The organism is Spirosoma lituiforme, from assembly GCF_054776635.1.
Map to the genome: position 1 here is coordinate 1 of NZ_BAAHBO010000001.1, position 12,379 is coordinate 12,379.

General features: G+C 50.7%; 7 protein-coding genes and 1 tRNA gene. 3 read left to right on the plus strand and 5 right to left on the minus strand.

Annotation, left to right across the window (positions count from 1 at the left end; all coding sequences use genetic code 11):
• Positions 1 to 660: 660 nt before the first annotated feature.
• The 4 genes from ACYU87_RS00005 to folP form a co-directional block, all read right to left on the minus strand.
• Positions 661 to 2,151, minus strand: a complete 1,491-nt coding sequence (locus ACYU87_RS00005; protein ID WP_461131972.1) for a glutamate synthase subunit beta — start codon at positions 2,149 to 2,151, stop codon at positions 661 to 663.
• Between the two features lie 15 nt (positions 2,152 to 2,166).
• Positions 2,167 to 6,741: a glutamate synthase large subunit gene (gltB, locus tag ACYU87_RS00010; protein WP_461131973.1), complete on the minus strand. Its 4,575-nt coding sequence runs from the start codon at positions 6,739 to 6,741 to the stop codon at positions 2,167 to 2,169.
• Positions 6,742 to 7,333: 592 nt separating this feature from the next.
• Positions 7,334 to 7,406: transfer RNA gene (locus ACYU87_RS00015), tRNA-Lys, on the minus strand.
• Between the two features lie 81 nt (positions 7,407 to 7,487).
• A complete protein-coding gene (gene folP, locus ACYU87_RS00020) occupies positions 7,488 to 8,330 on the minus strand; it encodes a dihydropteroate synthase (protein ID WP_461131974.1) in 843 nt (280 codons plus the stop codon).
• Between the two features lie 85 nt (positions 8,331 to 8,415).
• On the opposite strand from folP, the gene ACYU87_RS00025 reads away from it, so the two are divergent.
• The 3 genes from ACYU87_RS00025 (at position 8,416) to ACYU87_RS00035 (ending at position 10,781) form a co-directional block, all read left to right on the plus strand.
• Positions 8,416 to 8,967 carry a DUF1599 domain-containing protein gene (locus ACYU87_RS00025; protein ID WP_461131975.1) on the plus strand — a complete coding sequence of 184 codons (552 nt, stop codon included), beginning with the start codon at positions 8,416 to 8,418 and terminating at the stop codon, positions 8,965 to 8,967.
• A gap of 79 nt (positions 8,968 to 9,046) precedes the next feature.
• On the plus strand, positions 9,047 to 10,189 hold the full coding sequence (locus ACYU87_RS00030; RefSeq protein ID WP_461131976.1) for a BT_3928 family protein: 1,143 nt from the start codon (positions 9,047 to 9,049) through the stop codon (positions 10,187 to 10,189).
• A gap of 85 nt (positions 10,190 to 10,274) precedes the next feature.
• Positions 10,275 to 10,781 carry a shikimate kinase gene (locus tag ACYU87_RS00035; RefSeq protein WP_461131977.1) on the plus strand — a complete coding sequence of 169 codons (507 nt, stop codon included), beginning with the start codon at positions 10,275 to 10,277 and terminating at the stop codon, positions 10,779 to 10,781.
• A 34-nt stretch (positions 10,782 to 10,815) separates the two neighbouring features.
• Here the strand turns inward: ACYU87_RS00035 and ACYU87_RS00040 are convergent, their stop codons facing one another.
• The gene (locus ACYU87_RS00040) at positions 10,816 to 12,378 is read right to left on the minus strand and encodes a hypothetical protein (protein ID WP_461131978.1); all 1,563 of its coding nucleotides are present in this window, start codon (positions 12,376 to 12,378) and stop codon (positions 10,816 to 10,818) included.
• Position 12,379 lies beyond the last annotated feature (1 nt).

The following is a 12,379-nucleotide window of genomic DNA, read 5'->3' on the forward strand; positions in this document are numbered from 1 at the left end:
TTAGGGACACGGCTGGACAGCTGAAAACAAGTGATTTGCTTTTCAAGATATTCTTTTCTGCCTTGCATACCTCAAGATACAGAAAAGGCCACTTAAATCCCTAGGTAGAGTTGTGCAACAGCCACGCCTGTTTTAAGAGACGGACGACGAATTTAAACCGAGTGACCTAAATTATTTCTCTACTTAATCTCAAATTGCTATCTTATAAATCAACGCATCATTTACCGAGATAGGTGGGGGTTTGCGAGACGGATATTTGCTAGAAGACGAATTGTCGGGGTGGCCCGTGCCGTACTTTTCTATAGAACAACCTTATATGAAGCAGTCGTTGCGTGTCGCTGATCTTACCTTTCATGGATGAGTCTTTTGTTTCTATTTACAGAGGGAAGAATACATGCAGACACAACCTTGCTGGAAACCAGATCATTTTTTTTGTGTAGACTCTCGTCAAGGTTAAACGTCATACCACTAACCCCGGACCAATGTATCTGAAACAATCCAGTTCGACCAGCCTATCAACGTTCTTGTCCTCGGCAAAGAGGTTTATGAAATAAAGGAAAACTTCTGTTTTTTTGATGAGAAAGAAGAATTAGTATCGCTCTGATAAGCAACAAAAAAGCCGCTCCGATGTTCGGAGCGGCTTTTTTGTTGCTTATTTTTTTAATCGACCGAAATCATTGATACGGCTTTCGCTTCAAGCCGGGTTTCACCCATCAGGTAGCAATCGGCGGCACGGGCGGCTTCGCGGCCTTCCGAGATAGCCCATACAACCAGCGATTGACCCCGACGCATATCGCCCGCAACGAACACGTTTGGGTTAGTCGTCGATTGGTAGTTCGTAGTTTTGACATTGCCCCGCTCGTCGTATTCCAGTCCCAGGTTGTCCAGCAGCCCATTGTGCTGCGGGTGAAGGAAGCCTGCCGCCAGGAGGGCCAGTTCGCAGGGAACTTCGCGCTCCGAGCCGGGTAACTCGACCATTTGCATCCGCCCGTTTTCGTTTTTCCAGGTCAGATCGACAATACGCAGGGCCTGCAGGTTCCCCTGCTCATCACCGATAAATTCTTTTGTATTAATCGACCAGTGACGATCGCAGCCCTCCTCGTGCGAGGTACTGGTGCGGAGCATCATTGGCCAGTTGGGCCAGGGAGTGTTTTCTGCCCGATCTTTAGGAGGCATTGGCATCAACTCGATCTGCGTTACACTGGTCGCGCCGTGCCGGTTGGATGTACCAACGCAATCCGACCCTGTATCGCCACCACCGATAACAACAACGTTTTTGCCCGTCGCCAGTAATTCGCCATCGCTGTATTTCTGACCCTGGTGATCGACCTCAACCGGCAGGTTCGCATTGCGCTTGTTCTGCTGACTGAGAAATTCCATAGCCGGGTAGATTCCTTTCAGATCGCGGCCGGGAATTGGCAGGTCGCGGGGTACGGTTGAACCACCTGTCAGCATGATCAAATCGAACTGATCCAATAAGTCATTGGCTTTCAGATGAACCCCAACATTAACGCCGGTTTTGAACGTAACGCCCTCCGCTTCCATAACCGCCAACCGACGATCAATGGTCCATTTCTCCAGTTTGAAATCAGGAATACCGTAACGCAGCAAGCCACCAAGCTGGTCGGCCCGTTCAAAAACGGTTACCGTATGACCGGCCTTGTTCAACTGAGAGGCAGCCGCCAGACCGGCTGGTCCGGAACCCACTACCGCGATCTGTTTGCCCGTCCGCTCTTTGGGGGGCTTGGGTGTAACGTAGCCGCGTTCGAAAGCTATCTCGGCAATCGATTTCTCAATAAATTCGATGGCAACGGGTGGCTTATTGATCCCCAATACGCACGATGATTCGCAGGGAGCCGGACAAATACGGCCCGTAAACTCCGGAAAGTTGTTGGTCGTTGCCAGGATCTCGTACGCGTAAGCCCAGTTTTGTTCGTATACGGCGTCGTTGAACTCAGGAATGATATTGCCTAGCGGGCAACCACTGTGACAGAAAGGAGTACCGCAGTCCATACAACGCGCGGCCTGACGCTGCGAGTCCTGTTCCGAAAACTGAACCTCAATTTCCTTATAGTCATGAATCCGCTGCTGCGGGTCGCGCTTTTTTGGTAGTTCGCGCGTAAATTCTAAAAATCCGGTAGGTTTTCCCATAGTACTACTTCGCCGTTACCCGTGCGTCACATCAACTGTTATGTCCTGATAAACAATGTTTTTGTCGCGAATCTGATCGGCCAGCGAGATGCCTCGTCCAGCCAGTGCCTTGCTGAAATCGCCGGGCATTACTTTCACGAACCGATGAATCTGCTCGTTCCAGTTCTCAAGCAGGGTGAGTGCAACATTGCTGGTTGTATACTGGAAATGCTTCTCGACGTATTCGCGGATGATGCCTTGGTCTTCGTCCGTAAGCGACTCCAGATTCACCATTTCGGGGTTAACCTTGGATGCGAATGTGCCATTCTGATCGTAAACGTAGGCCACACCACCCGACATGCCAGCGGCAAAGTTGCCACCTGTTTGACCCAGAATGATAGCCAGGCCACCCGTCATGTACTCGAGACCGTGGTCGCCCACGCCTTCCACAACAACCTTGGCACCGGAGTTCCGCACGCAGAACCGTTCCCCCGCCATCCCCCGGATGAATGCTTCACCCGATGTGGCTCCGTAGAACGTAACGTTGCCAACAATACTGTTTTCTTCCGGCTTAAACTGGGCTGCCCGATCGGGGTAGACAATCAGTTGGGCACCACAAAGGCCCTTGCCGAAATAGTCATTGGCGTCGCCTTCCAACTCCAGTTTAATACCTGCCGTTGCAAAAGCACCAAAACTTTGTCCAGCGGTTCCGCGCAGTTTAATGTGTATCGTGCTGTCGGGTAAGCCAGGGCCACCGTATACTTTCGAGATTTCGTTGGACAACATCGTGCCAATGCTCCGGTCGATGTTTTGTACCGTGAACTCACCATAAACTGATTCGGCCGAGGCCAGCGCCGGTTGGGCCACCTCAATCAGTTTCCGGTCGAGGACGTCGTCCAGATAGTGGTTCTGTTCTTCCTGCTTGTAAAGCGCTACATCGAGGTTAGTCGGTTCTTTATACAGTAGCGCATTGAGGTTTACTTTTTTGTATTTCCAGTGCGGCAGGTTTTCGCGCGTCTCAAGCATCTGTGCCTGGCCCACCATTTCGTTGATGGTGCGGAAGCCGAGTTCGGCCATGATCTCGCGCAGTTCCATCGCCAGGAAGGTGAACATATTAACCACGTGCTCGGGCTTGCCCGTGAAGAGCGCGCGCAGTTCCTTGTTCTGCGTTGCTACCCCCACCGGACAGGTGTTCAGGTGACATTTGCGCATCATGATGCAACCCGTTGCGACCAGGGCAGCCGTGGCCACGCCAAATTCTTCGGCTCCGAGCAGAGCCGCAATCGCCAGGTCACGGCCCGTGCGCATCTGCCCATCGGCCTGCACTGTAACACGACCGCGTAGTTTGTTCCGAACCAATGTCTGGTGTGCTTCGGCCAGACCCAGTTCCCAGGGTAGACCCGCGTGACGGATCGACGATAGGGGAGAAGCTCCCGTTCCGCCATCATGACCCGAGATCAGGATGTGGTCGGCATGGGCTTTGGCAACCCCGGCGGCAATGGTACCAACGCCTGCTTCTGATACCAGTTTGACACTGATGCGGGCGGCCCGGTTGGCATTTTTAAGATCGGAAATAAGCTGCGCTAAATCCTCAATCGAATAAATGTCGTGGTGAGGAGGGGGCGAAATCAAGCCAACACCGGGTGTGGAGTGGCGGGTCCGGCCGATCCAGTCATCGACCTTAAAGCCGGGCAACTGCCCTCCTTCGCCGGGCTTGGCTCCCTGCGCCATTTTAATCTGCAACTCACGCGCGTTGGTCAGGTAATAACTCGTTACGCCAAACCGTCCCGAAGCAATCTGCTTGATGCCCGAATTCATGCTGTCGCCATTAGCCAGGGGCGTATAGCGTAGTTCATCTTCGCCACCCTCACCCGAATTGCTCTTGCCCCCAATGCGGTTCATGGCAATGGCCAGGGTTGTGTGCGCTTCCCACGAAATAGATCCAAAGGACATAGCACCCGTGGCAAAGCGTTTGAAGATGTTCTCGATGGACTCCACTTCCTCCAGAGGAACGGAGGCACCCTTCTTGAACTTCAGCAGACCGCGCAGTGTGATTGCTTTCTGCGACTGATCATCAATCAGTTTAGAGTATTTTTTGAACAGCGAATAGTCGTTCTTCTGCGTAGACTGCTGAAGCAGGTGGATGGTGTCCGGGTTGAAAATGTGCTTTTCGCCCCGTTGTTTCCACTGATAAATACCCCCTACTTCCAGACGGGGTGCTGACACCGGCATATCCGGGAAAGCCACACCATGACGAACCAGAATTTCGCGGGCAATTTCATCCAGACCCATCCCGCCGATGCGCGATACCGTACCCGTAAAGTACCGGCTAACAACGTCTTCGTTTAACCCGAGGCACTCAAAAATCATGGCGCCCTGGTACGATTGCAGCGTGGAGATCCCCATCTTCGAGAAGATCTTGAGTAGTTCGCCGTTCACTGCTTTAATGTAATTCTTGTAGAGCTTGTCGAGATCGTAATCGATTTGTAACAGCCCTTTTTCTTTCATATTGGCAATCGTTTCGAAGGCCATGTACGGGTTCACGCCCGATGCCCCATAGCCAATAAGCGTGGCCACATGGTGGGTTTCCCAAACATCGCCCGCTTCAACGACGATACCAACTTTACCCCGTAATCCCTGACGGATGAGGTAGTGGTGAATCGCTGACGTAGACAATAGCGACGGAATCGGCGCATGACTGGAGTCGATCGCCCGGTCTGATAGGACCAGAATCGAGTACCCGTCCTGGATGGCATCTTCGGCGTACCGGCAAATGCGGTCCAGCGCCCGTTCCAGCGATTTGCCGTCACCATCCGCCGTAAACAGGCAGTTAATGGTTTTGGCCTGGAAATTAGGTTTATCAATAAAGCGAAGTTTGTCAAACTCTTTCGTTGTCAGTACGGGTTGATCCAGCTCGACCTGACGACAATGCTTGGGCGACTCGCTCAAAAGGTTATACGTGGCCCCAACAAACGAAATCAATGACATAATCGACCGCTCGCGGATGGAGTCGATTGGCGGGTTGGTCACCTGGGCGAACAACTGCTTGAAGTAATGGCTCATGTGCTGGCTCTGTTCCGATAATACCGCCAGCGGTACATCGGTGCCCATAGAACCCAGCGCTTCTTTGCCTGTCTCGACCATCGGCGCCAGAATCATCCGCAGGTCTTCTGACGTAAACCCAAAAGCCTGTTGCATCCGCAATAGCTTGGCCGGATCGTAATTACTGTACGTCCGTATGGGTGACTCCAGATCCTGAATCCGGACTTTATTGTCGTCCAGCCACGACTGGTAGGGCTTACGGGACGATATTTCCTCTTTTATTTCTTCGTCTGATACAATTCGCCCCTGCTCCATATCAACCAGGAACATTTTGCCGGGTTGCAGACGACCTTTCGATACCACCTTGGCCGGGTCGATATCCAAGACACCCACTTCAGAGGCCATAATAACGATGTCGTCATTCGTTACCCAGAAGCGTGATGGACGAAGGCCATTCCGGTCGAGGGTTGCGCCAACGATACGGCCATCCGTGAAGGAAATCGACGCCGGACCATCCCAGGGCTCAATGAGCGCTGCGTGGAATTCGTAGAACGCTTTCCGAACGGGATCCATGTGGTCGTTGCCATCCCAGGCCTCGGGAACGAGCATCATCATCACGTGCGGCAATGACCGTCCGCTCATGACAAGAAGCTCGATCGCATTGTCGAGGTTGGCCGAGTCGGACTGACGCTGGTCGCAAATGGGCAACAGCATGTCCATCTCGTCCTTGGTAAACTTGGCCGATTCGAGAAGACCTTCAGCGGCTTTCATCCAGTTCACGTTACCACGTACGGTGTTAATTTCACCATTGTGGGCGATATACCGGAATGGCTGCGCCAGCTTCCAGGATGGGAACGTGTTGGTCGAAAAGCGCGAGTGGACAACGCCCAGTGCCGAAACAACCTCTTCATTCTGAAGATCCGGGAAATAGGGCTCCAGTTGGAGTGTCGTTAGCTGACCTTTATACGTAATGGTGCGGCACGAAAGCGACGAGAAGTAGAACGTATCGACACCCGCAATCGTCTCATTGATAATGCGGGTACTGTAGTTGCGAAGAATATACAGCTTACGCTCGAAATCTTCGGCATTGGTAATGTCGGCCGGGCGTTTAATAAACACCTGTTCCATCTGTGGTTCTGCCGAACGGGACCCGTTCCCCAGATCACTGTTGTTGACGGGCACGATCCGGTAGCAAAGAAGCTCCAGACCAAGCATTTTCATTTTCCGGTTCAGCACAGCCCGGCATTCCTCGCGGAGCCAGACGTCTTTCGGGAAATAGACCATACCCACGCCATATTCAAGGGCGGGCGGCAGGTGGACGCCCAGCTTGCGGGTTTCGTCGATGAAAAACTCGTGCGGAATTTGAATCAGCAGGCCAGCGCCGTCGCCAGAATTCGGCTCGGAACCAACAGCACCTCTGTGCTCCATACGCCGAAGCATCTGAAGGGCATCCGACACAATTTTGTGAGACTTGCGGCCTTTGATGTGGGCTACAAAGCCGATACCGCAATTGTCGTGTTCAAACTCGGGGCGGTAGAGTCCCGCCGTTTGGTCAACCTGATCAGACATGGTCGTAACAGTGTTGGGTAAGGTCACTATTCTCCGTTCTGATTGACAGAATCGTAAAAAACAGGGACGATTATTAAGAAATTCTAAATTAAAGAGTAGCCCGACGGGTAAGTTAAATCAGAGGATGTTAGCCGGGCTGACGGGCGTTTGTGACAAAGTCATGCAATATACTACTAAAAAAATTTGGCAAAAATCGCTTTTGCCGGAATTTAATAGTAAACGGTCTTAATTATGAATTTGATCATAATTGTTCTTGAAATATATCAATTGTTGCAAACATAATTTCAAGTTTGTTAAGGCTAAGGGGCAACAACTACTTTATTAGGTTACTCGCTTTGACGCAATCTTTACCGCACATATGCCAGAAAAAGACAGCATAATGGCTTGATCGCATGGCTATTTTTACCTTAACAACTCACACGACGTCTGCAGTACCGTTTTTAAGTAGCACGGATATCGTGTTTGGATTACTCCGGGTCGGCCGCATCGGGTAGCCGGGCCAGTGATGAATGACAATAAACAAAAAAACAGGCAGAAAGCCTAACCGGGAGGGCATAAAAAAAGCCGCTCGGTTGAGCGGCTTTCGTCTTTGTGATCCGGCTGGGATTCGAACCCAGGACCCATACATTAAAAGTGTATTGCTCTACCAGCTGAGCTACCAAATCGTTTTTCCCGGTCAACAAACCAGCTGTTCGTCGTTTGGGAATGCAAAAGTAGAACTTTGCTTTTATTAATGCAAGCAAATGTTAAAAAAAAGTTAATCGCTGCGTGAGTTTTACTGCTTCGACTGCTTCCCGAACATCGTGAACCCGCAGTATTGAGGCTCCTTTCAGTAGGGCTACTGTGTTCAGCACAGTCGTGCCATTCAGCGCGTCTTCAGGCTTGATTGCCAAGGTTTTCCAGATCGTCGTTTTGCGTGAAATTCCCACCAGTATCGGCTCATCAAATAGACTGAAATCGTCCAGATGATGCAGGAGTTCAAAATTTTGATCGGGCGTCTTGGCAAACCCAAATCCTGGGTCCAGAATTATGTCCTTATGGCCCAGCGATCGGAGTTCGGCAAGGCGAAGGGCCAATTCGTCGATGACTTCGGTCGTTACATTGTCGTACGTGGCCATCGCCTGCATGGTTTGGGGCGTGCCGCGCGTGTGCATCAGTATATAAGGAATGCCCAATTCGGCCACCGTGCCAAACATGGCGGGGTCCAGTGTGCCGCCTGCAATGTCGTTTACCAGAGCCGCCCCCGCTGCAACCGCCTGCCGCGCTACCGACGCTCTGAACGTGTCGATCGAAAGCAGTGCGTTGGGAAAAGCGTCCAGAATGGCGGTAACGACTGGTAATACCCGATCGGCTTCCTCCGACGGGCTGACTTCTGCCGCGCCGGGCCGGGTCGAGTAACCGCCAATATCCAGAAACGTGGCCCCATCCTGTAGCATCCGTTCTGCCGTGGCAACCGTACTGTCGAGTGATACGCGGCTATCCGCAAAGAACGAATCGGGAGTAATGTTGAGGATTCCCATGACCGCGGGCTGGGCCAAATCGACTAGTCGCCCCCGGCAGTTCAGCGTTTTTTTCGTAACTTTCGGCATAAAGTGAGTAGTCAGTTTACCGTTTTCGATTCATGGTAAACGAATCCATAAACGAAGGTAAACCGAATACTGTAAACCGAAAACCGTGCAAACTACCGAATCCGACTATCGGCAGGTTATCCAACGCTGCAAAGAGTTATTTTTGAAAAAAAACCAGGACTACGGTACCGCCTGGCGAATTCTGCGCCTGCCGAGTATTACCGATCAGATCTTTATCAAAGCGCAACGCATCCGAACCTTGCAGGAAACGGGCATCAGCCGGGTTGGCGAGGGTATTGAGCCTGAGTTTGTGGGGATCATCAATTATTGCGTGATGGCCCTGATTCAGATTCAACTGGCGAACAACACATCCACGCCGGTTGGAAACGACATTCCCACTCCTCAACTCGAAACGCTGTACGATGCTGAAATAGGTCGGGTTATTGATTTGTTGTTTGCCAAGAATCATGATTATGGCGAAGCCTGGCGCGATATGCGGGTAAGCTCAATGACTGACATTATCCTGATGAAACTTCTGCGTACTAAGCAGATCGAAGATAATCAGGGTAACACCCTAGTGTCGGAAGGCGTTGAGGCCAACTATATGGATATGATCAATTACGCCGTTTTCTGTCTGATTAAACTGAACAACAAATAGACAGGATTAAACAGGATTTTTTGCGTACTCACCCTGTTTAATCCAAACGCTGGCCCGGCTGTAATCCTGTCAAAAAAATATGAACCCAACAACAGCGCAACCTAAAGTCAAGACCGGCACACCACCCATGCTGATTGCCGCCCGTATCGCCCGGATTCTGGTCGGTATCGTGTTTATTTTTTCCGGGCTTATCAAACTCAATGACCCCGTAGGCACACAGATTAAGTTTGAAGAATACTTCGAAGTGTTCGCGCAGGATTTGCCGTTTATGCACGACTTCTTCATGGCACTGGTGCCCTTCACGCTGGCGATGTCGGTGCTGTTTTGCGCGGCCGAAATCATTCTGGGGGTGGCCCTGCTGGCCTCTTATAAGCCCAAAGTGACAGTTTGGCTTCTGTTTTTCCTGATTACGTTCTTCACGTTCCTGACGTTCTATTCTGCCTACTTTGACCGGGTGACTGACTGCGGGTGTTTTGGCGATGCCATTAAGCTCAAGCCCTGGACGTCGTTCGGGAAAGACATTGTCCTGATGGTGTTGATTCTGTTTATCATTGGTCACCGAAACCGTCTTCGTTCCCGAAATACGGGTTGGCTGGTTGGCCTGACGATTGTTCTTACGCTGGGGCTGGGTATCTATGCCGTTCAGTTTTTGCCGCCTATCGACATGTTGCCTTATGCTGTCGGCAAGAACATTCCGGCTCAGATGAAGCCATCGGAACCGTTACGCTATAAGTACCTGATGGAAAAAGGTGGGAAAACAACGGAGTTCGAACAGTACCCGTCCGATCAGAGCTATACCTTCAAGGAAATGGTTTTAGTTAATCCCGGAGCCAAACCCAAGATAACCGATTACCGTATCTGGAACGACGAGGGCGATTTCACGCAGGAGACGTTTGCTGGTAATAAACTTTTCATCATCGTCAAAAACATCAAGGATATTGATGCCGGTAGCTTACCCGCCATTCGCTCCCTGGTAGAGGGGCTGCAAGGCTCGTCGGTAAAACCTTTCATTCTGACATCGACCAGCGACGACGAAATCAAGGCATTCCGAAAAGAGTTTCAGCTGGAAAACGTGCCGTACTACAAAGCTGACGCCACTGTTTTGAAGACGATTATGCGCTCGAATCCCGGTACCTGGTTGCTGAGTAACGGCACTGTACGGGGAAAATGGCACTTTAACTCAACGCCGAACGCGGCCGAAGTACTGGAAATAGTAAAATGAGCGAAAGAGTGAACGAGTGAACGAGTGAAGAACCGATGTAGGCTGTTTTCGCTCATTCACTCGTTCACTCGTTCACTTTTTCATCATGAAAAACATCTTCCTGATTGGGATGCCATCGTCTGGCAAGAGTACACTAGGTAAGCGAATCGCCGATGCCCTGCACTACCGCTTTGTCGACACCGATAAACTTATTATCCGAGAGGAGGGAAGATCAATTGCCCAGATTTTTGCTGAATCAGGGGAAGAGTATTTCCGGGAGGCCGAACGGCGGGTATTGCGCACTATTAAGCCGGGTGGTAGTCTGGTTGTGTCAACGGGTGGCGGTATGCCCTGCTTTCATGACAACATGGCCTATATAAATTCCACAGGTATATCCGTATTTCTGGACGTACCTGTGGAAATTCTGGTAAAGCGAATGGTGGTACACGCGCAGGAAGATCGACCGCTTCATAGCCCGACTGACCCCGAGTTGCTGGCTAATCTGAGACAACGCCACACAATCCGATTCCCTATTTATAATCGGGCAACGGTAGTTGTGTCTGGCGAAACAACCGGGGATGATATTCTGCAACGAATAGGCAAGTTGTTATAAAAGCAAAAATGCGGTACTCAGTACCGCATTTTTGTTAGAAAAAGGTCCCCAGAGAAAGGGTAAAATTCATGTTATTGTTTGTCAGGAGAGCCGAAGCGTAATCGGTTGAATTGTTAAGATAGTAGGGTGTATACGAGGTCTTTGTCGTGTAGAAGACACCGCTCAGATCGGCAAAGAAACGGTCATTGCGAACCCCTAGACCTGCCGAGTATAGTAATGTATTCCGGTCTCCGTTGCGAGCCAGCTCATCGAAGCTGGATTTGTAAGCACTTGGCAGATAGGCTCCACCCACTCGTGCCCGGAAGATACCGCTTCTGAACTCGCCACCAACCCGGAAGTTTACCGTATTTTGGTAAATGCCCTGTACGTAGCTTGTCTGGTCCTTTTTGAACGCCTGATTATCGGCACCTTCTGTGTAATAGTTTGTGCCGACCCGCATACCACTATAATTAACGTATTCAGCTGTAGCAGTCAGGAAACCGCTTTTCCCAACGAAATACGTAACACCCCCAGATAACCGCAACGGCGTCGTGACTCTAAAGTCGAAATCGTTTGGCGCTACTGTAATGGTTTTATTGTTGGGTACAAAGGTTACGGGTCTTCCACTGTTATCAAGCTGAGGAATACCAATGGGATCAATGGTCTGCGATTGATTCGTGGTTTCTTTGTATGAACTCGTAGACCAGGTGGGGGTAACGATATTAGCTCCCAGTTGAAGGTTCTGGTCTATTCGATAGATGGCACCCAAAGACAGATTTAGTCCGTTGCCCGTTACCGAATAGTCCGTGTTTTCCCGCATGCCATTGAATACTCTACCACCGATGTACTGCTCCTGAATAATACTTGTGAAATTGTACTTCGAGTGCGAGAGGGCAAGTGTTCCCCCGATATAAAACTTGTCGCTAAAGTTACTGGCCACCGATAGACCCCACTGGGATACCGCTCCAGAAGCGGAGAAACTGACGCGCTGACTAACAGGCACGCCACTATCGTAGCGAAAATACTGAGTTGAATCCGTCGATGAGTCGTTGATCAAATAATTTTGGTAAGCAGCCGCCGTTAGACCCGTCACTGTATAGCCATCGGAGTACGTGTTCGGATAGGCCGTAAAATTTTGTGCATCATATTGCCGATTCAAATTGGATGGCCTGGTTCCATTTGCATTCTCGATGTAAGAATTGACGACTGAACTGCGATTATTCTGGCCTTGTGCTACGAATTCATTCCCTAAGCTAGCTTGCCGTGAATAGCTAATACCCCAGACAGTTCGCCGGGGTCCCCGGCTACGGGAATCAGACGGCATACCAGCAAAAATAACCGATGCCGAACCAATGAATGGGTTAGATTTCGAACTGCTCGTTGTTTGACCAAGGTAATTGGCACTATTATTTAACAAGCGTAAAGATGGGCTGATGCTTAATTCTGACCGGTTGTAAAAAGCCAGTCCGGCGGCATTGCCCCATGCGTTGCTGGCGTCTCCTCCGATGGATGCGTGATTGCCACCTAAACCTTGAAAGCGGGCCGTACCCGAAATGGGCTGTTCTGAATAACGGAATGCGTCACCTGAGTAGTCCTGTCCGTAAGAAACTGAAGCCATA

Excerpts from the sequence above, each read along its gene's own strand:
- ACYU87_RS00030 (WP_461131976.1), top strand. The coding sequence starts at position 9,047 with ATGAACCCAACAACAGCGCAACCTAAAGTCAAGACCGGCACACCACCC.
- ACYU87_RS00040 (WP_461131978.1), bottom strand. The coding sequence starts at position 12,378 with ATGGCTTCAGTTTCTTACGGACAGGACTACTCAGGTGACGCATTCCGT.
- folP (WP_461131974.1), bottom strand. The coding sequence starts at position 8,330 with ATGCCGAAAGTTACGAAAAAAACGCTGAACTGCCGGGGGCGACTAGTC.
- ACYU87_RS00005 (WP_461131972.1), bottom strand. The coding sequence starts at position 2,151 with ATGGGAAAACCTACCGGATTTTTAGAATTTACGCGCGAACTACCAAAA.
- ACYU87_RS00035 (WP_461131977.1), top strand. The coding sequence starts at position 10,275 with ATGAAAAACATCTTCCTGATTGGGATGCCATCGTCTGGCAAGAGTACA.
- gltB (WP_461131973.1), bottom strand. The coding sequence starts at position 6,741 with ATGTCTGATCAGGTTGACCAAACGGCGGGACTCTACCGCCCCGAGTTT.